The following is a 21,235-nucleotide window of genomic DNA, read 5'->3' on the forward strand; positions in this document are numbered from 1 at the left end:
TTGCTTTTTTGATAGTGTGTGCTCACTTAAAATTTAACGTTGGCGCTTTGTTTTGTTCAGTTTTCAAAGAGCAATTTCGTTGTCGTTACTTCGTAAGCGACTTTTACATCTTATCATGTTATCAACCATGTTGTCAACATGTTTTTTTATTTTCTTTGTTTTAATGAAGCTGCGAAAGCTGATGTCCCGCAGCGACATGTATTAATATAACACCTATATTATTATTGGTCAACAATAAAAACACATTTTTTTAAAAGTTTTTTGACACTCGATAAAACCGATGATAAACCTCGTGTCCTTTGGTCTCCGATTTGATGACATCGATTACCTTCTTCTCTATCAAATATTCCAGTAAAACACCTAGATCGACTGAATAAAACTTAACTTCCGGATGCTCCATAAGCTCCGCAATCGTCCACGGATCTTCTTTCGTCCCCATTATTTCAACCAAATGCTGTGAACCAGCATTCGTCCTCGAATAAATAAGAAATTCACTCGCAAGGAATAGAAGCTCCAATCTTTTTTCGAGAGTTTCCTCACTGCTGATCAATTCCTTATACAACTTGTAGATTTCAGGCTCCATATGCTTCACTTGGTTCCATACCGTAACCTCTGGATAAAAGCCTTGTTCTATTATTTCCAAACGGGCCAAGTGATGCAGGGAATGAACGATATGGTTATATGCCTCAAGATAATGGCCTTTTTCAAAGAAGCTTTTCCCATCCATGTACCTGCGAATCAACTTCGCGAACTCCATCCCCATCTTTAACTTCCTTCCATAGAAGGGGAACTCCCGAATTTCGGTTTTCAAACGGTCCAAATATTCATTCCGGTCAAAAAGGACTTTCCCGTTATAAATCCAGTCAACCACTTTGCGGTTCGTCCCTAATAGGAGCCATTCTTTTAACTGGTCTTCCTTAACGATATGCAAGGCCGCTTTTTTATCCTGGTAAGTGTAATGTTTTAAAAACACGGCCTCTTGGGCATCGTCTGCAATCACAAAAAGGATGTAGTCAAATGTATCGGTATTCGGGCTATTATCATCTCTTTTTTCAATTAACAAGATTCCAAGTGTAGATTTTAAACTTGCTCGCTCTTGATAAATCGGGCGAAGGATATCTTCCATCATAAATTCCTCCAAAACCTTTTTTTTTATAACTTTCGACAAAACTCTTCATATTCCTGCTTAAGTCCATTACCCTAAACCATTTCAATTCAAAAGTAATATGTATCCTTTATTTCTTTTTTGTTCCATCCTTAGTTTATGTTATAGTTAAAGTTATATTTTAGGAGGGACAATCCATGGCTAAACATTCTAGCAAAATCAATAAAATACGTACATTTGCCTTGAGTTTGATTTTCATCGGCTTTATCGTAATGTATATTGGACTTTTCTTCAAAACACATCCTGTTATCATGACACTTTTCATGGGACTTGGCCTTTTATTCATAATCGCAAGCACCGGGGTTTATTTTTGGATTGGAATGCTTTCTACAAAAACGATCCAGGTTGTCTGTCCTAACTGCGGCAAACCCACAAAAATATTAGGGCGTGTAGATATTTGCATGCATTGTGAAGAACCCTTGACCCTTGACAAAAAGTTGGAAGGCGAAGAATTCAACGAAAAATATAATCGCAAAAGCCTGCATGACTAGAAAAATTCCAGCTAGCTGAACTTCTAAACATAAAGACCTTTTGATTTCTTCATAACCATGAAAAAAAGTTCCAACCAAGTGGAGGAACTTTTTTTAATGCGTTTCTTTTTCTGCACAATCCGTGCATTCGCCGTAGATTTCCATCCGATGGTGACTAACCTTGAAACCAGTGACCTGTGCTGCGAAATGCTCGACTTCATCCAATGCAGGATAATCGAAATCCACAATTTTCCCGCAGGTTTGGCAGATTACATGATAATGATTCGTCGTCACGAAATCAAACCTTGCAGAAGAATCACCATACGTAAGTTCTTTTACCAAACCTACCTCACGAAAAACACGCAGGTTGTTATAAACTGTCGCCACGCTCATATTCGGAAACTTGCCTTCCAGCGCTTTATATATATCATCAGCGGTAGGGTGGGACATGGAGCTAATCAAATACTCTAGTATCGCATGGCGTTGAGGAGTTATTCTTACACCGGTATCTTTTAGGGAATCCAACGCTTCTTTTAACTGAACTTCAGACACCGTCATCCACCCCTTTTTCTTATTAAGTATGAATTCTTAAATTATAATATTTATAAATAGTGTACCTTTTATACGTTGAATTTGTCAATAATTCAATGGTTTTACCGTCCTTTTTTAGTTTATTCACAAAGCTTTGAATCTTTCACATTTTCGTATGTGTTTAGTATCCCCTCGATAAGTCGATTACGTTGATGAAATCTTTTCCAGACTTCAGGTATTCACGCATATTTTTCTCGAATATCGCAAAGGTCCTTGGTAAATATTCTCCGCTTTTACTTGAAAGATGCGGCGTGACCGTAACATTCTCCATCCTCCAAAAAGGATGCCCTTTTTCTAAAGGTTCCGGATCAAATACATCCAAGATGGCATGAGCCAATTCGCCGGCTTCCAGGGCTTCTATCAACACTTCCTCCTCAATAAGATCGCCGCGGCCAATATTCACGAATACTGCAGATTCTTTCATTGCTTTAAAGTGTTCTTTTTGCAGAAGATCCTTCGTTTCATCCGTACTAGGCAAGACAGATACGATGTAATCAGCTCCAGGTATGGCTTCCAGTAAATTATCCAGGGTATAAAGGCGATCAATGGACTCCACCGGCTTCCCGCTCCGGTTCACCCCCAGTGTCGTCATCCTAAAGGCTTTCCCGAGACGAGCCACTTCTCCTCCTATTGCACCGGCACCAAGGACGAGCATCGTTTTGCCATTCAATTCCCCTACTTCGATCTTTCTATCCCACATTTCTTCCCTTTCATTCTTCATAAGCAGCTTCAATTTCTTTTCATATTGCAAAAGCATCCCTATCGTATATTCGGCCATTGGAATTTTATGAATGCCTTTTGCGTTCGTAACCAAAATGCCGCGTTCCTCAATGGCTTTAAAAGGCATTAATTCCATTCCTGCACTCATGACCATTATCCATTTCAAGTTCGCCGCTTTCCCAATGATTTTTTCAGTTAAGTCCTCACCGTATGTAATTAAGATTTCCGCTTCACTAAGTCGCTCATCCATCCATCCTTCTTGATAAATGAAGTTCAATCCAGGAAAAGCATCCTTCATCTTCGTTTGGATTCCTTCATCAGGAATGATCGTTGAAAGTATTAACATGTTTATCTCTCCCTTATAATTAACATAAAAAAACACGGGCTCTGTATGTCCCGCGCAACTTTCTCTGAGGAGGTATTCCCATAATAAAGCATATTCAGGTGTCCCCTTTTTGAGTTGGACAAAAGCCTTACCCTTATTAAAAAAGGCTTTATTTTAATGAATTTGGGTTTAATGCATATAATTCCGGCAATATGAAAACGCCATCCCTTCTGATCGGCACATCGTCAAAGTAGATGTCACCACCGCCATATTCGGGACGCTGGATCAAGACCATATCCCAATGTATGGATGAACGGTTTCCATTATCAGCTTCTTCATAGGCAAGTCCAAGAGCCAAGTGCAGACTCCCGCATATTTTCTCATCAAACAATATATCGTCCATAGGTTCCAATATGTATGGATTGATTCCAATTGCGAACTCCCCGATAAAACGGGACCCCTCATCAATATCCAGAATTCGGTTCATTTTAGAAGATTGATTGGAAATGGCTTTACTGATTTTCCCCTTTTTCAAGTTTAATTCTATGTCACTAAAAGTGATCCCTTCATAGGTTGTGGGTGTGTTGAAGGATATCCTTCCATTGACGCTCTCTTTTATAGGTGCAGTAAATACTTCCCCGTCCGGTAAATTCTTTTTTCCGGCACATATGATAGCCGGCATACCTTTAATGGAAAAGGTCAAATCTGTCCCTGGTGAAACGATCCTGACTTTGTCAGTCCGTTCCATCAATAGTTTTAACGGTTTTAATGCCGCCTCCATTTTCCCATAATCCATTGTGCATACGTTCAAAAGGAAGTCTTGATACCTGTCGAAAGTCATGCCGGCTTTTTGCGCTGATGTGTTGGTGGGATAATTAAGCAAGACCCAACGTCGGTTGTTCACATAGAAAAGAGTTGGAGAATTCATAGCCTCCCCTTGAAGACGGTGCCTTTCGAGGAGAACATCAGTCATTTCCACATCGTTTTCTTCACCGGTGATGATGATGACCGCATCGATATCCGTATATTTCTTCAGAGCCCATTGCGATGATGTGTCAAGTTGTTCCTTCACATTCCCTTGTAATAGGTGCCGGCTTATCTCATCGTCTTCAAGTTCTACATATGGATAAGCACCCACTCTGTATGTTTCATCAATCAGCTCTTTCAATAATGGTTTCGTGTTGATATGGCCCCGAATAAGGATTCTCTCTTTTGGCTTTAATTGTATCGAGTGATGAATCAGCCTGGCAGCAAGCTTCGTTATTCGCTCATCCTTCATTTGCCTGTCCCTTATTTTTTGAGGTCGCGAAGAGTTTCAAGAGCTTCTTCGACGTGGCCTTTTACTTTTACCTTACGCCATTCTTTGACTATCTTACCTGCCCTATCAATCAGGAATGTTGAACGTTCAATGCCCATATACTCCTTGCCGAAATTCTTTTTCAATTGCCACACATCAAATGATTCAGCGGCTTCATGATTTTCGTCAGCTAGAAGCAGAAAAGGCAATCCATGTTTTTCGATGAACTTTTCATGTCGTGCCGCTGGGTCTGGGCTGATACCAATGATGACAGCGTCCAATTCCTCAAATTGCTCATTGTGGTCCCGGAAATCACAGGCCTCCGTCGTGCATCCTGGCGTCATGTCTTTTGGATAAAAATATAAAACAATGTATTTCCCCTTAAAATCCGATAGGGAAACCATTTCACCATTGTTTGCTGGGAGTTGAAAATCAGGTGCTTTTTCTCCAATTTTAACAGTCATATTGAACCCTCCATTTCTTTCATTATGGTAAGAGTACCCAATAATCGAAAGAAATACAACTTTCATTTATTCCTTCTTTCCTGATCTAAATCAATCACCGTCCGAATTACAAACGCGGCCGGGAGCGTATAGCCGATGAATGCCTGGATTGTCGCAATCATCCTGCCTACGCCTATCGGGGATATATCCCCATACCCTACAGAAAACATCGTCATCGCACTAAAATAAAAAGAAGTCTTCAGTTGCTCGTAAAAACTGCCGTCCAAACGATTGCCCATATCAAGAATCACTGAATGATTCTGAAGCTCGTATAATAAATAAATCAGTGCAAATCCAACTAATATCGTCGCATATAAATTGCCAAGCCACAGCATATCCTCCAGAGAAAACTTTTTTCCTCCCGACTCAACAAGAAATAAGGTACGAATGCTCATCACCATGCAAAAAATGATTCCTGCAATCAAGATGTAGAAAGTCATCCCCCACGCCCCATTTCAAAACGCCACTCCCTCTATACATACTCCCTGTCCAAACAATATATTCTTTCTTAGGGACAGACTTTATCCTTATCACTAACACATTCTAAACGCATTTGTCAGGAATTCGGGACCTTATCCCGAATCTTTTTCATGTTGACCCTTTTAGTCGGATATGTTAAGGTTGTCTAAATATTTATAATAATTTTTATTTTATAAATATTCGCCGCCTGCAATCAGTTTATCAGCAGGTTTTGTGAAATTTCATATGTGGAAATAGGTTCCTAATTTTCATTAGGATTAAAAGGGAAGCCCGGTGTAATTCCGGCACGGTCCCGCCACTGTAATGGGAATGTTAGCGCCATCCAATATGCCACTGATCAACGGATCGGGAAGGCCCGTCGCTAATGATATTCCCTAAGTCAGGAGACCTGCCTATTTCGACAACACTGTTTTAACCTACGGGAGATAGGGAGGTGTTAGGGACCTTATAATTGTAAGGGGCATTCTGCATGCCTCTTTATTTTAAGCATTTCTAACTTTCTCTTTTGACGGTTAGGGATGCTTTTTTATTGTTCAATTAAATGAATGTAGGAGGATGGGAATTTTGAAAAGCAGCAGTTTGGGTTACCCGCGAATCGGGGAAAATCGTGAATGGAAACGTACATTAGAAGCTTACTGGTCCGGTAAAATCGATGAAGCAGAATTTACGGCACAACTAAAAGCCATCCGTTTAGGCAACTTACAAAAACAGAAGAAACGAGGCATTGATATCATTCCTGCCAACGACTTCACTTTATATGATCAAATGCTGGATATGTCCGTCATGTTCGGTCTTGTTCCTGAACGTTATTCAGCCTATGAAGGCGGATGCGTTCCCCTTTCCGTTTATTATTCAATGGCCCGTGGAAACAATGACGAAGTCGCTTCCGAAATGACGAAATGGTTCAATACGAACTATCACTATATTGTCCCTGAATTAAACCTGTCACAGCTGACTTTAACAGAAAATAAACCACTTGCAGCATATCGGGAGGCCAAGGAAAAGCTAGGGATTGAAACGAAACCCGTGTTGATCGGACCTTATACTTTCATCTCCCTTTCCAAAGGCTTCAATAAAAAAGATATCCCTGGCATCATCCTGAGCCTACTTCCCCTTTACACGCAAATCCTTCAAGAGTTGGAGCAAGAAGGCGTGAAGTGGGTTCAAATGGACGAACCTTCTCTTGTTTCATCCATTTCCAAAGATGATATGCAAACTGTTACTTACCTCTATGAAAAACTGAATGAAGCAGCACCAAACCTGAACATCATGCTACAAACATACTTTGATGCCGTGGAGCATTACCAAGAAGTCATCGAATTACAAGTCCAAGGAATCGGTCTTGATTTTGTACATGATAAAGGGAGGAATCTAAGTAATCTTGAAGCATTCGGTTTCCCGAAGGACAAAGTGCTTGCTGCAGGTGTGATTGACGGAAAAAACATTTGGCTATCTGATTTATCAAAAAAAATCCAATTGATTGAGACTCTTAAGAAAAAGGTAGCTGAAGACCAAATCTGGCTTCAGCCCTCTTGTTCCCTGCTTCATGTCCCAGTGACCGTTCGTAATGAAACCGCCCTTTCAAAAGAAGTGAAAGAGGCCCTCGCTTTCGCTGATGAGAAACTTGAGGAAATCATACTCTTGGTCAAAGGGAATAATCAAGGCTTTGAAGCAATCGCCGAAAAAGTCGATGCTAATAAATTTACGGTTCAAACGTTAGCAAGTTCAAATGCACGGAATCATGGGAATGTACAATCCAATGTCGAAAAGGTTAAAACCAGGAACGTCGGCCGTCAGCTTCCATTTAAAGAACGTTACCAAAAACAACAGGAATTTTTCAAATTGCCTTTTCTTCCTTCGACTACGATCGGCAGCTTTCCACAGACATTTGAAGTTAAACAAGCACGTGGGAAATTCAAAAGAGGAGAATGGACCGCTTCCCAATATGAAACATTCGTTAACGAAGAAATCGGCAGGTGGATTGATATCCAAGAAGAAATCGGCTTGGATGTTCTTGTACACGGGGAATTCGAACGGACGGATATGGTTGAATACTTCGGCCATAAGTTAGGCGGATTCGTCTTTCTAGAAAAGGGCTGGGTACAATCCTATGGGTCCCGCTGCGTGAAACCACCAGTCATCTACGGCGACATCGATTTCATCGAACCGATGACAGTCAGGGAAAGTGTATACGCACAATCACTGACGAACAAGACGGTAAAGGGCATGCTAACAGGTCCTGTCACGATTTTGAACTGGTCATTTGTCCGTGATGATATTTCCAGGGAGAATGTTTGCTACCAACTGGCACTTGCTTTGGAAAAAGAAGTCATTGCATTGGAATCGGCTGGAATCAAAATGATCCAAGTTGATGAGCCTGCACTTAGGGAAGGTCTGCCATTGAAAAAAACCGATCGCGATGAGTATTTGAACTGGGCTGTTAATTCGTTCTTGATATCCACATCAAGCGTCGAGGATACAACCCAAATTCACACGCATATGTGCTATTGCGACTTCAACAGTTTCATGGATGTCATCTCCTCCCTTGATGCCGATGTAATTTCCATCGAAACATCCCGTAGCCATGGAGAGCTTGCTTCCGCATTCGAAGAAAGGACATACGAAAAAGGTATTGGCCTTGGTGTGTATGATATTCACAGCCCGCGTGTGCCGGCAGTGGACGAAATGGTCGATATGATTGAACGGGGCATCAAGGTACTGGATAAAGACCAGTTTTGGATCAATCCCGACTGCGGCCTGAAAACAAGGGGTATCCCGGAAACCGTCGCTTCCCTGAAAAACATGGTCGAAGCAGCAAAAATCGTCCGTGAAAACCTTTTAGCTAAACCAAAAGCTTATGATTGAAAAGAACGTTGCCCATCCAACACAGCAGTCACGGACATTTTTAACCGACCTTGTTTTTCCACCGGATACAAATCATCACAATACCATCTTTGGCGGAAAGGTAATGGCCTATGTTGATAAAATAGCCTGCATTTCAGCTATGCGCCATTGTCGAAAACCCGTTGTGACCGCTTCAAGCGACTCTTTTGATTTTTTGGCCCCCATCAAGACAGGGGATGCGATCAACCTTGAAGCTTATATCACCTGTGCACATCGCACATCAATGGAGGTATTCGTGAAAGTGGAGCGTGAGAACCTATTAACAGGTGAAAAACAGCTTACGGCACGCGCTTTTTTAACGATGCTGGCCATTGATGAAGACGGTAAGCCGACAAACGTACCTCAGGTCATTCCGGAAACGGAAGAGGAAAAGCAGCAATATGTTCAAGCACAAGCAAGATATATTGAAAGAAAGAATAAACGCAAATAAACAAAAAAACCCTTCAACATGAATGCTGTTGAAGGGGCTCTTTTAGTTTCCTGCCCCGCGGTACCTCTTCACTCCCTGATTCCATATGAAAACGGATATCACGAAAAAGGCAACCCCAATTACAGGTGTGGCAAATGCATATGCATACCACTCTTCTTTTCTAAGGAAATAAGATGCAGGATAAACACCAACAAACGCGAATGGCAATACCCATGTAAGGACAAAACGAATGACCTTATTATAAATATCAACAGGATAGCGCCCGTAGTTCCCGATATTGTACATCATTGGCATGATGGATGTTTTCGCATCCGACCAGAACCCAATGCTTGCTATCGCAACGAATATGGCTGCATAAGCAAGGGCCCCGCCTATTGCAAAAATGATGAAAAGAATCGGGTCATACCACGCAAGCTGCAGATCCAATGAAATCCCCGAATAAAATATAATGATCAAACCGGTCACAACACCAAATAACGCTTCTAGCTCGATTCTTTCTAAAATGACTTGAAACAGGCTATGTATCGGTCTTGTTAATATCCGGTCCATTTCACCTTTGACGATATAGCGGTCATTAAAATCCCAGATGTTGAAAAAGGCAGAAAAAAGGGCGAATGGGATAAGGAAGAATCCATAAATGAATATGATTTCTTCACGGCTCCAGCCGCTTAAAAACTGGGTATGTCCAAAAACGACTAATATAAATACCAGGTTCACGACCTGATTCAGCAGATCGGATAGGATTTCCATGAAGAAATCTGCTCTATATTGCAATCTTGTTTTCATATATTGACTCACATATTGAAAAAACATCGATACATAAAACATCCCGTCAACCTCCTTGAATAATCAGCTGTTTTTTTGCGACTATCCATAAAAGCTGAATCGGTATTATGAGAATGATGCACCAAATTAACTGCTGTAAAAGCGCCATGCCAATTTCGCCTGAACTGTACCCGTTCGTAAAAATCATGCTTGGTACATAGCTGATCCCTTGAAATGGCAAATATTTCATCACTCCCTGCGCCCATATCGGATAAAAACTGATGGGCAGCAGCAGACCGGAAAACAAATCAATGATAACCCTTTTAGCCCGGATCAATCCGGCATTATTATATAAGAAAAAGGTAGTGATTCCTGTCAATAAGTTAATTTGTGAATTGATGATGAAACTGAACAGCAAGGAAATGCCGAATATCCCCCACGTAGCCGGTTCATGCGGCAATTCTATAGGAAAAATGAAAGCTACCAGCAGCATTCCGGGAATCGAGAAGAAGAAGAATCGGAATATCCCTTCCCCAAGCCCTTGCATCGTTTTCATGCCTAAATAGTTATAAGGCCGGATCATTTCAATGGCGACCTTGCCGTCCTTGATCTCAGTGGCGATTTCGCGGTCAATATTATTGAAATAAAAGGCGCGCGCCATCCATGCAACCGCGACATATGTTGTCATCTGTATACTTGAAAGTCCTTCGATGGAGCTTTTTTCTCCATATATTGCATTCCATAAGAAATAATAAGCACCGATATTAATGCTATAAATTAAAATGCCGGTATAATAATCCGTTCGATACGCAAGCATCATCAAAAAACGCATGCGGATCATTGCAAGATACTTCCCCATTGCCCTCCCCCTTCTTGATAGACACGTTGTTTCTTAATGATAAGAGAGTCAGACAGTGCCTTCTTCGTAAATATTGCGAACAATCTCTTCAATGGACGTTTCATGGATTTTGATGTCCTTTATTTTAAAATGAGATACGACAGCTGAAACAAGCTGTGAAATATGATCACTTTCTTCTTTCAACAGAGCAATGTATGTTTGATTTTTCTCATCATAAACCCAGTTTGCGGTAAATGGGAGCGCTAATGATTGCAATTCCTTCAATGCAATCGGCTCGATGAATTGAAAATGGATCTGTTTTTCCTCAGCCCAATTATCTTTCAAACTCTGCAATTCCCCATCATAAATGATCTGTCCTTCATCAAGCATGATTACGCGTTCACATAATGCCTCAATGTCTCCTAAATCATGGGTAGTCAAAAGGATTGTCGTATTATATTTCTCATTGATTTCTTTCAGGAACTCGCGAATCTTCATCTTCACGAGTACGTCAAGGCCTATTGTCGGCTCATCCAGGAACAGCAAAGGCGGATTGTGGATCAATGCCGCCGCAAGCTCACAGCGCATTCGCTGACCAAGTGAGAGTTTACGCACTGGTTTGTCGAGCAAGGGACCGATATCGAGCGTCTTGATGACATGTTCCATATGATCGTTATATTGTTCATCCGTTACTTTATAGACCTTTTTTAGCAGCCTAAAGGATTCTTGAACCGCAATATCCCACCAAAGCTGTGAGCGCTGACCAAATACAACTCCTATTGTTTGTGTGAACTTTTCCCTTTCCTTATGAGGATTCATGCCATTGACTGTGATTTCACCTGCTGTCGGTTCCAAAATACCTGTCAGCATTTTGATCGTGGTCGATTTTCCTGCACCATTTTCCCCGATATAAGCTACCATCTCACCCTTTTTTACAGTAAAATTGATATCATTGACGGCAGGGACGATTTTATAATTTCTTGTAAGTAAATCCCGGAAGGCACCCTTTAACCCCGAACGGCTTGATGCCGACTTAAATTCCTTCCGAAGCTGTTTCACTTGAATTGCATCACTCATCCTGTTACATCCTCCGTAATCTCTTGTCCTAATGAATTAGTTTATCCAACCTTACCTTTTTAGACAATAAAAATGCCTGGATGCCATGTATCATTTTCAGGGCGAGTCCGGCCGTTGTACGAGATACATATATAAAGGAGACAAGTAAGCTATGAATATTAAAAAATTATTACTATCCCAAATCGAAAAGGTCGTTATCGACCTTCGATATGATTTTCTTTATGAAGATGAATACGGTGAATTATTATGCCAGGTCATCCAAAGGGATTCCAGCGGATCGATCGAAAGCACCCCCATAAGTTTCCACATTCATATTAATGAAGAAAAAGGAACCGGCCATCTTATCTATTACCAAGCCCAGGGCGAAATGAACCGCCAATCCTTCAACATCGAAAACCCTGCCACTATCTTGGACATTCTGACTTTCATAACCGGAGTTTTGGGGCCCGGCCCTATTTCCCAAACAAAATGAAGGCCCACGAATCCTGCTGTTTCTAAGGCTGCAGCATTTCATCAGTGGACGGATCACATTTCCTAGCCTTCCATCCCAGATTTACGGGCGGAAAAGTGCTATGATTAAGGCAGGTTTATATTTTTAGGAGGTTTTAAGATTGGATTTTAGTAATTCGAAGCTTCTACATAAAGAGGCACTGGAACATATCGTTGGTGGGGTTAACAGCCCATCCCGTTCTTACAAAGCTGTAGGCGGCGGTTCACCAGTTGCCATGGATCATGCCAAAGGGGCTTATTTCTGGGATGTTGATGGCAATAAATATATCGATTATTTAGCTGCATATGGCCCGATCATCACTGGACATGCACATCCACATATTACGGAGGCAATCGTTAAAGCAGCAGAAACGGGCGTTTTATACGGTACACCGACAAAACATGAAGTCAAATTCGCCAAAATGTTGAAAGAGGCAATACCATCCATGGATAAAGTTCGCTTCACCAATTCAGGCACTGAGTCTGTCATGTCCACCATCCGTGTGGCCCGTGCTTACACTGGACGTGATAAGATCATCAAGTTTGCAGGCTGTTACCATGGACACTCCGACCTTGTTCTCGTCGCTGCAGGTTCCGGCCCGTCCACGCTAGGAACACCGGACTCTGCGGGCGTTCCAAAAAGCATCGCACAAGAAGTCATCACGGTACCTTTCAATGATATCGAGCCATTTAAGGAAGCACTGAATAAATGGGGACATGAAATTGCAGGCGTGCTGGTTGAACCGATCGTCGGCAACTTTGGAATCGTGGAACCGAGCCCTGGCTTTTTGGAGGAAGTCATTTCATTGTCACACGAAGCAGGAGCACTGGTCATTTTCGACGAGGTCATCACAGCGTTCCGCTTCATGTACGGAGGGGCACAGGACTTCTTGGGAATTCAACCCGATTTGACCGCGCTTGGAAAAATAATCGGCGGCGGACTTCCGATTGGTGCCTATGGCGGTAAAAAAGAGATCATGGAAACTGTAGCCCCCCTAGGACCAGCCTATCAAGCAGGTACGATGGCAGGAAATCCGGCATCCATGCTTTCCGGGATAGCTTGTTTGGAAGTACTTAAAGAAGTGGGTCTGTACGACGAGCTTGACCGGTTGGGAAAAATTCTTGAAGAAGGTATCCTGATAGCAGCTCGCCAATATAATGTCCCTATTACCATCAATCGCCTTAAAGGGGCATTGACGATCTATTTTACGACAGAAACGATTGAAAACTATGAGCAGGCGGAAAATACTGATGGCGAAATGTTCGCTAAGTTTTTCAAACTCATGCTCAACCAGGGCATCAATTTGGCACCTTCAAAATACGAAGCCTGGTTCTTGACAATAGCTCACACGGATGATGATATCGCTTATACTCTAAAAGCGGTTGAACATGCATTCAAAAACCTAATATAATAAATCAAAACAGCATAATTATACATTTTTTATACACCCCCAGGATGCACATCAATCTTGGGGGTTTCTTATTCCCGGGTAATAAATCTTTAAAGTTAGCCTTTTTAGCCATTCCCCACAAAAACGCCATCAATCACAGCATCCAATCCATTGTATAAAAAATTGATTTCTGAATATTTAAATGATATGATATGGATACATTTATATACATTTTCTTTCAATCTATCAGAACTTGGACAATTGTTCGAGTTTACTAATATCCCCCCATAAAACAAATGCTACAGGAGGTGAAAGGCCGAAAATAAGGGTAACCTTATTCAAGCCACACATATGACCCAAAAATGGACACCTGCTACATTCAAAGAATTTTACATGGAAGAACATGATGCTTGCGGAATCGTTTCCCGTATCGAAAAAAAGAAGATCCCTACTAACGAAAACATCTTTGCCTGTATCGACGCCCTTGTTAAAATGAACCATCGCTGCGGCTTCATCAATGGTGAGGGCGATGGCGCCGGCATCCATATCGATATTCCCCGGGCTCTTTGGAAAAAGAAGCTTGAAGCTGTAAATATCGATTCAAGTATCGTCGATAAAGATTCCTTCATAGTCGGTCACTTATTTTTAAGCAAAAAAACGGATGCGAACGACTTAAAAATCGAAGTCAAGGAGAAACTGCTTCAGCATGGTCTCTCCCTGATATTCGAAACGGATAAAGCTTACCGTTCTGAGGCATTGGGACCGATTGCCATTCAAGAAGACCCAGTGTTCTGGCAATTTGCCTGTTCCTCCGCCATCGAAAACAACCAGGAGCTTTCAAATGTTCTTTTTGAGCTGACTTCCGACATCGAAAAAAGTGATTTTATCCATGTTGCATCGCTAAGCCAGCATCATGCGGTCTACAAAGTGATGGGTGCGGGGGATACGCTTCCTTCCTATTATCTTGATCTTGCGGACCCTTTAGCTGCCTCCACCATGACACTGGGGCATAATCGTTTTTCAACCAATACACTATCAAGCTTCTTCCGGGTTCAGCCTTTCAGTGTACTTGGCCATAATGGCGAAATCAATACGATTGCCAAATTGCGTGATGAAGCGAAAATGATCGGTGTTCCAATCGCTAAAGACGGAAGCGACTCACAGGATTTAAACAAGACGATCGAAACTTTCATCTGCCGTCATGGCTACTCTTTATTTGAAGCTGTCGACCTTATGTTCCCCCCAATCATTAATGAAATCAAGGAATACCCCGATCACTTACAAGACTTATATACGTATTTACGGGAGGCATGGGGTCATTTTGCACAAGGTCCAGCCGGAATCATTTCCCGTTTCGGCGATGAAGCCGTGTTCTCTGTCGATTCTTTAGGCCTGCGCCCATTATGGAATATTGAAACGGAATCATCCTATATGTTCACTTCCGAACCAGGAATCATCCCTTCCAGTGAATATACCGGAAATCCGAAACCGATGGGCCCTGGGGAAAAAGTGGGTTTGAAATGGAACGGCGACAGTATTGAACTGTACACATACAAGAATTACCAGGATAAAGTATTTGAACTCTTCAATAATCGTTTCGTTCTTTCCAACGACCGGGTCCGCCTGCAGCCGCAGGTCTTTGAAAAGGTTGTCTCCATGACAAACGCGCAAGCCATTCATAATGGACAGTATAAAGCCTTTGGATGGGAAAGGGAGCATGTTCAATTAGTGGAACAGATGGCCGAAAAAGGGGCCGAACCCATTCGTTCACTTGGTCACGATGCGCCACTGGCAGCACTTAATCCCCAACGGACCAACATTGCGGATTTCATTAAGGAAAGCGTGGCCGTTGTAACAAACCCAGCAATCGACCGGGACCGGGAAACCGAGCACTTTTCAACACGAACCATCATCGGAAAACGGCCTTCCCTATTCGAAGCAAATAAGGCCGGAAAGGTTACAGAGCTGCTGACTCCCTTATTGATTGAAGGATTAATGGGTTATGAGTGCTCATCTATCGTATCGCAGCCAAGTTATGACCAGTTCATTAAATATTACCAAGATCAAAAACTCGTGCATTGCATTTCAAGCACGTTCAAAGAGGATGAAAGCATCACGGATGCTTTGACTAGGATTACTGATGAAAGTGTCAATGCAGTGGATGAAGGAAAGACGCTTATCGTATTGGATGATGCACTTGCACATCAAAACGGCAACTTTTGGCTTGATCCACACCTTGTCACATCTTCCGTCGATCAAGCATTGGTCCGAACTGGCAAGCGGAGGGATTGTTCCATCCTGTTACGTTCCGCATCGCTAAGGTCACTGCATGATATCATCGTTTCTTATGGTCTTGGGGCCAACTTAATCAGCCCTTATTATATGTTCCTTTCCTTATCTTCAGATGACCTTAAGGGGGTTACCAATCTTTATCACTCCTTGACGAAAGGTCTTGAAAAAGTTATCTCAACCATCGGCATTCATGAACTGCGAGGATACGGAAGACTTTTCTCAAGCATCGGTTTACATGAGGAAATCGCGAAATATTTAAATGTGGCTAACTTCTTCGGCTCCAATGATCTGGACTACAATTTTGATAAAATCAAGGCCGACGCCATCCAGCGTGCGGAAGATTACGGAAATGAAAAAGAACGGATGGGGAAAACCTTCCACTTATTCCCAAGGATTTGGAAGTCAATCGGGGAAGTTGCTTCTACTGGGGACTATGACGCTTATCGCGAAAAGATCACCGAACAGGAAGAGTCCAATCCTACGACGATCCGCCATTTGACATCATTAAAACCTTCAGATGCTTCCATACCTTCTGAAGAAGTCAGCCTTTCTGTCGGAGAACAGGAATTGCCGTTCGTCATAGCCTCCATGTCCTTTGGATCACAAAATGAGGTTGCTTTCCGGGCATATGCAGAAGCTGCCGAGCGATTAGGCATGATCAGCATGAATGGCGAGGGCGGGGAAATCAAGGATATGCTGGGCAAGTACCCGAAATCCCGCGGACAGCAAATCGCCTCCGGCCGTTTCGGTGTCAATGCAGAACTCTTGAACTCTTCAAATCTATTGGAAATTAAAATTGGGCAAGGGGCAAAACCTGGTGAAGGCGGTCACCTTCCCGGGTCCAAGGTCACAGCGAAAATCGCGGAAGCCCGGAATGCAACAATCGGTTCCGACTTGATCTCCCCTTCCAATAACCATGATATATACTCAATTGAAGATTTGGCCCAAATGATCCATGAGTTAAAAACGGCAAACGACAAAGCAAAAGTTGCCGTCAAAGTACCGGTCGTTCCAAACATTGGTACGATTGCGGTCGGCGTCGCCAAAGCAGGGGCCGATATCATTACGCTTTCTGGTTTTGATGGCGGAACAGGCGCTGCCAGGATTCATGCACTCGCACATGTCGGTCTACCCGTTGAGATTGGTGTAAAAGCTGCCCATAACGCACTGCTTGAGTCAGGCATTCGTCAGACCGTTGAAATTTGGGCTGATGGCGGGTTAAAAAGCTCGATGGATGTATTGAAATTAATGCTGCTTGGGGCAAACCGCGTAGGGTTTGGGACCCTTTCGATGATCGCCGTCGGCTGTACAACGTGCCGCGGATGTCACCTTGATACCTGCCATGTGGGCATCGCCACTCAAATCGAATCGGAAGCACAAGCTAAAGAACATGGGCTGCGGCGTTTTGTTCCACGAAAATTTGATTTAGCCGTTCAAGGTTTAACGAATATGTTCAGTGCATTTGCCAAAGAACTCCAATCGTTGACTGGATCCCTTGGGGTGAAGAATCTGCAGGATATCGTCGGACGTTCTGATTTGCTTCAGCAAGTTAAGGGTCAACAATCACTGGATTTAACCTATTTATTAAAAGAATTGGATATAACACCATTCTCACATAAAGAAACGGCGGCATATTTGAACGAAGGCTCCATGCAGGTTGCCGTTGGCGCTGAATATCTGGATTCTCATGTAGATGATCTGCAGCAATCTCGCAACTATAGCTCGATCACTTCCGAACAGCGCGTACTCGGCAGCAGGGTGTCCTGTCACCGCGTCAGGGGAAGACTTGACGGATCATACAAAAAACTTCCTCCCGTTCACCTATCCTACCAGGATGGTTCCATCCCAGGTAATGGACTTGGGGCATACAATACGGAGGGGATTTCAATCAGCGTGAATGGCGGCGCCCAGGATGGAATTGGCAAAACATCAATTGGCGGTAATATTGCCATCTTTAAATCTCCCGGAAAAGATGGGAAGTTCTACAATGGCTCTGTCGGTAAGGGCTTTGGATACGGTGCACAGCATGGTCTCCTCATTGCCCAAGGTGATGCCGATGCCAGGGCGGGAATCCGGCTATCCGGAGCTGATATGATCATTGGAGGATTATTGAAACACCCACTACCTGAAAAGGAAACCGGTAATATTGCGGTAACTTCGAATATTAAGGGATTCGCTTTTGAATATATGACAAATGGAAGGGGTTTGGTTCTAGGTGACCCGGGTCCATGGATTTGCGCAGGAATGACTGGCGGTGTCGTTTATTTACGGCAACAGCCTGAATCTGGATTAACCAAGGAGGTCATTAAGAAGCGGGTTGCAAAAGGGGCAAAGATTTCCATTGAGCCCCTATCTGCTAAAGGCCTGCAGGACGTGGCCGAACTTCTCGGCAAATACACGGACCTCTTGAAAGATCATGGCCAAACGGAAGAAGCAGCCTCCTTAGAGGCCCTGCTTCAAAACCCTGGAGAGCACTTCCTTCAAGTCGTACCAGTTAAAGAACAAGCAGATCCCGCTGTATCCACGGAGTGATGCCGAAAATATATTTAAATTGATATTCGTTTTATAAAAAAAGCTGATGCTCTTCAATTCGAGAGCATCAGCTTTTTCAGTCATATACCATGTGATAATCTTTAAACGAAGAAAAACACAGTTGAAAACAATCAAGAAATTGCCTATATTTTCTTTATATATTAAACTTGAGTTTACCTATTGTAACTTTAAGGAAAATCCTGTATATTACTTTTTGTTTACATCCTCTCATTTTAGTGTAAAGTACTAACAAATAAGTTAGAATACATTTTTAAGCAAAAGCCTATAAATAAATAGAGCCTTTTCTTACCATGATCAATCACATCACAAAGAAAGGATTAACCTATATATGAAGTTTGGTGCCCGCATTCTCAAAACAGGAATAGCAATTGTTTTAGCGCTTTATATATCGGAACTGCTTAACCTTCCTGCTCCTGTCCTTTCTGGGATTGCTGCAATTTTTGCAATACAGCCGACCATTTACCGTTCATACCAAACGGTGCTGGAGCAAATTCAAGGAAATATCATTGGAGCGTTGGTTGCTGTCTCCTTCGTTTTGTTGTTCGGAAATGATATTTTTATTATCGGTCTTGCCGTGATGGTTGTCATAACCATCAATCTAAAATTAAAAATGGATAAAACGATAGTCCTTTCCATCGTGACAGCAATTGCCATCATGGAAAACCAGGAAGGGGATTTCCTGAATTTTGCCTTTATACGTCTCTCATCAGTTTTGCTTGGAATCGTTTCGTCTTTTATCGTGAATCTGGTTTTCATTCCTCCAAAATATGAAGCTAAACTTTATACACGCATCACAGATGTAACGGAAGACATCTTAAAATGGATCAGAATCAGCACAAGACATGCTACAGAACACAATTTACTGAAAAAAGACATCAGCCGACTAAAGGCAGAGTTACTCGATCTGGAACATATCTATTCCATGTACAAAGAGGAACGGGAATATTTCAAGAAGAACAGTATAGCCAAAGCAAGAAAGCTTGTCGTTTATCGGCAGATGATCATTACAACAAAAAAAGCGTTTGAAACTTTGAAGAGAGTCCATAAATTTGAGAATGAAGTATATCAAATGCCTGAAGATTTCCAACGGAGTATCCTACAACAGATTGATTCCTTGATTCGAAAGCATGAACAACTGATATTGCTGCATATCGAAAAAATCAAATCCATCGAGGAGATTGAAGATTGGAACCAGGATTGTTTAAGTCGTAAAGAGCTGCTCGCCCACTTTTTCGAACAGCAGAATCAAGTGGACGAAATGCATGATGATCTGGGCCACCTATCTGCCCGCCTTGTTCCATTGATTTCTGCAGTCATTGAATATGACGAACAATTGGAACATCTTGAAAAGCTGATTGTCAGCTTCCAGTCCTTCCATAAGGAAGATAACGAAATATCTGTCCAGTATGAAGAGGATTAAAAAAGACGGTTCCTAGGAACCGTCTTTTTTCGTCTCTATTTAGAGGATGCGCCTTTTTCAATCCTCCAAAAGGTTTTGATCAGCCGCCCTTTCAATCGTATCCAATTTCTGCAAGAGATCCTGCAGCTCTTCTTCTGAGAATGAATTGAAGTTCTTACCCATCAATTGGTTATGCTCAGCAAGGACTCTCCCCAAAATTTCTTGCCCTGCCTCTTTCAATTCAAGGTTTATGACCCTGCGATCCTTTTCGGAGGGCTGTCGTTTCACATAATCCATTTCGACCAACTTATCTACAAATACGGTAATCGCACTTGGCTTTACCGTTAAGAAGTCAGCCAGCTGGGTCGACTTAATGGACCCCTCTTTTTTCAATATTAATAATATGAAAAACTGCGGCGACGTTAATCCATAAGGCTGAAGATTTTTTGCTACGATGGCCCCAAGCTTCTTCCTAATCCGGAAAATCTGCATTTCTATACTATTGGTTACTTCCCATTTAAAATCCAGCCTTCTCACTCCTTATATAGGACAATCCTACTTCTTAAATTTAATTAAATGACATTCCATTGTCAACTTTACTTTCCATATATCCTTAAAACTAAAAGAAATTCAAATTTTAACCATTTTTATGTATTTACTTTCCACCCCTTTTCCGAATAAATTACATGACAAAAATAAATTAAACTGGTAAACTCTTTACTTAATAATATTAATACTTATGAAAATTAATATTTATTAAAGTTAACTAATATATATTGGATATAGGAGGCTGCAATCAAATAGGTGAAGTCATTTAATGAAAGTGAATCAATAATGGATAACAAGAATCAATCATCAATATTTTTTTGGAGGCGAAATAAGTGAATAGAGGACGTTTAGTTTTAATCAATGTCATTGGTTTGGTTATTATATTAGCGGTAGTAGCCGGTGGGGCTTATTACTATTATGAAAGCACGAATTTCATTAAAACGGATGAAGCGAAAGTGTCAGGAGATCTATATACAATCGTTGCCCCCGCTTCCGGTAAATTAGCAGATTGGGACTTACACGAAGGAGACAGCGTCAGTAAGAATGACAAAGTTGCCTATGTAACCACCTTAGACGGAAAAGAAGCAGTAAAAACAGCAGCTCAAGGTACAATCGTTAAATCACAAGTGCATGATGAGCAGCTAGTTCAAGCTGGTCAAACTCTTGCTCAGACTATCAATATGGATGATTTATCTATAACAGCTAATATTGAAGAAAATAAATTGAAGGATATTGAAAAAGGTGACAGCGTCGATATTATCATCGATGGAGATCCCGATACTGTTTTCGAAGGTACATTGGAACAGATCGGTTATGCTACAACGTCCGTCTTTTCAGTGATGGGCAATCAAAACAACAGCGGAAACTATACGAAAGTCACTCAAAAAGTACCTGTTAAAATTTCCATTAAAGCACCCTCCGATAAAGTTCTGCCTGGTATGAACGCAGAAGTGAAAATTTCAACAAAATAAACCGGCATACACAGTTATATAGAAAG

General features: G+C 41.9%; 18 protein-coding genes and 1 riboswitch. Of the genes, 8 read left to right on the forward strand and 10 right to left on the reverse strand.

The genetic code is table 11. The annotated features are described in order from the left end of the window. Positions 1-250 precede the first annotated feature (250 nt). A complete protein-coding gene (locus SB775_RS24750) occupies positions 251-1,126 on the reverse strand; it encodes a nucleotidyltransferase-like protein (RefSeq protein ID WP_061461755.1) in 876 nt (291 codons plus the stop codon). A gap of 176 nt (positions 1,127-1,302) precedes the next feature. Here SB775_RS24750 and SB775_RS24755 point away from each other — a divergent pair, with 176 nt between their 5' ends. Next, a complete protein-coding gene (locus SB775_RS24755; protein WP_061461754.1) occupies positions 1,303-1,656 on the forward strand; it encodes a YgzB family protein in 354 nt (117 codons plus the stop codon). A gap of 93 nt (positions 1,657-1,749) precedes the next feature. On the opposite strand, the gene perR is transcribed toward SB775_RS24755, so the two are convergent. From perR to SB775_RS24780, 5 genes are all read right to left on the reverse strand, one after another. Next, positions 1,750-2,193, reverse strand: coding sequence for a peroxide-responsive transcriptional repressor PerR (gene perR / locus SB775_RS24760; protein ID WP_410863789.1), 444 nt, complete (start codon positions 2,191-2,193; stop codon positions 1,750-1,752). Between the two features lie 154 nt (positions 2,194-2,347). Beyond that, positions 2,348-3,292, reverse strand: a complete 945-nt coding sequence (locus SB775_RS24765) for a D-2-hydroxyacid dehydrogenase (protein WP_410863790.1) — start codon at positions 3,290-3,292, stop codon at positions 2,348-2,350. Between the two features lie 148 nt (positions 3,293-3,440). Next, positions 3,441-4,550 (reverse strand): aminopeptidase, encoded by a 1,110-nt coding sequence (locus SB775_RS24770; RefSeq protein WP_410863792.1) that lies wholly within the window; start codon positions 4,548-4,550, stop codon positions 3,441-3,443. A gap of 11 nt (positions 4,551-4,561) precedes the next feature. Further along, positions 4,562-5,032 (reverse strand): thioredoxin-dependent thiol peroxidase, encoded by a 471-nt coding sequence (bcp, locus tag SB775_RS24775; protein ID WP_089362920.1) that lies wholly within the window; start codon positions 5,030-5,032, stop codon positions 4,562-4,564. A 62-nt stretch (positions 5,033-5,094) separates the two neighbouring features. Then, on the reverse strand, positions 5,095-5,511 hold the full coding sequence (locus SB775_RS24780) for a potassium channel family protein (protein WP_089362909.1): 417 nt from the start codon (positions 5,509-5,511) through the stop codon (positions 5,095-5,097). 258 nt (positions 5,512-5,769) lie between these two features. Then, positions 5,770-5,961, forward strand: a riboswitch (cobalamin riboswitch). A 145-nt stretch (positions 5,962-6,106) separates the two neighbouring features. On the opposite strand from SB775_RS24780, the gene metE reads away from it, so the two are divergent. Further along, on the forward strand, positions 6,107-8,416 hold the full coding sequence (gene metE / locus SB775_RS24785; protein ID WP_410863794.1) for a 5-methyltetrahydropteroyltriglutamate--homocysteine S-methyltransferase: 2,310 nt from the start codon (positions 6,107-6,109) through the stop codon (positions 8,414-8,416). Continuing rightward, the gene (locus SB775_RS24790) at positions 8,409-8,885 is read left to right on the forward strand and encodes an acyl-CoA thioesterase (RefSeq protein WP_410863796.1); all 477 of its coding nucleotides are present in this window, start codon (positions 8,409-8,411) and stop codon (positions 8,883-8,885) included. The genes metE and SB775_RS24790 overlap by 8 nt, the downstream gene beginning before the upstream one ends. 42 nt (positions 8,886-8,927) lie before the next feature. On the opposite strand, the gene SB775_RS24795 is transcribed toward SB775_RS24790, so the two are convergent. Genes SB775_RS24795 through SB775_RS24805 form a run of 3 tightly spaced genes read right to left on the reverse strand, consistent with a single transcriptional unit; the run spans position 8,928 to position 11,565 of the window. Beyond that, positions 8,928-9,713, reverse strand: a complete 786-nt coding sequence (locus tag SB775_RS24795) for an ABC transporter permease (protein ID WP_048678294.1) — start codon at positions 9,711-9,713, stop codon at positions 8,928-8,930. A 4-nt stretch (positions 9,714-9,717) separates the two neighbouring features. Continuing rightward, positions 9,718-10,509, reverse strand: a complete 792-nt coding sequence (locus SB775_RS24800; protein WP_089362906.1) for an ABC transporter permease — start codon at positions 10,507-10,509, stop codon at positions 9,718-9,720. Between the two features lie 48 nt (positions 10,510-10,557). Then, positions 10,558-11,565, reverse strand: coding sequence for an ABC transporter ATP-binding protein (locus tag SB775_RS24805; RefSeq protein ID WP_061461747.1), 1,008 nt, complete (start codon positions 11,563-11,565; stop codon positions 10,558-10,560). Between the two features lie 151 nt (positions 11,566-11,716). Between SB775_RS24805 and SB775_RS24810 the strand changes: the two genes are divergently transcribed. The 4 genes from SB775_RS24810 (at position 11,717) to SB775_RS24825 (ending at position 19,710) form a co-directional block, all read left to right on the forward strand. Further along, entirely contained in the window at positions 11,717-12,037 is a 321-nt protein-coding gene (locus SB775_RS24810) for a hypothetical protein (protein ID WP_061461746.1), read from the forward strand. 139 nt (positions 12,038-12,176) lie between these two features. Continuing rightward, positions 12,177-13,466 carry a glutamate-1-semialdehyde 2,1-aminomutase gene (locus tag SB775_RS24815; protein ID WP_410863798.1) on the forward strand — a complete coding sequence of 430 codons (1,290 nt, stop codon included), beginning with the start codon at positions 12,177-12,179 and terminating at the stop codon, positions 13,464-13,466. A 330-nt stretch (positions 13,467-13,796) separates the two neighbouring features. Beyond that, positions 13,797-18,269: a glutamate synthase-related protein gene (locus tag SB775_RS24820; protein WP_410863799.1), complete on the forward strand. Its 4,473-nt coding sequence runs from the start codon at positions 13,797-13,799 to the stop codon at positions 18,267-18,269. 349 nt (positions 18,270-18,618) lie between these two features. Continuing rightward, a complete protein-coding gene (locus SB775_RS24825; protein ID WP_089362903.1) occupies positions 18,619-19,710 on the forward strand; it encodes an FUSC family protein in 1,092 nt (363 codons plus the stop codon). A gap of 57 nt (positions 19,711-19,767) precedes the next feature. On the opposite strand, the gene SB775_RS24830 is transcribed toward SB775_RS24825, so the two are convergent. Beyond that, complete coding sequence (locus SB775_RS24830) at positions 19,768-20,226, reverse strand: MarR family winged helix-turn-helix transcriptional regulator (protein ID WP_410863800.1); 459 nt, start codon at positions 20,224-20,226, stop codon at positions 19,768-19,770. A gap of 344 nt (positions 20,227-20,570) precedes the next feature. Here SB775_RS24830 and SB775_RS24835 point away from each other — a divergent pair, with 344 nt between their 5' ends. Further along, positions 20,571-21,209: a biotin/lipoyl-containing protein gene (locus SB775_RS24835; protein ID WP_061461741.1), complete on the forward strand. Its 639-nt coding sequence runs from the start codon at positions 20,571-20,573 to the stop codon at positions 21,207-21,209. The last annotated feature ends 26 nt before the right edge of the window (positions 21,210-21,235 follow it).

Source organism: Peribacillus sp. SIMBA_075, assembly GCF_046534585.1.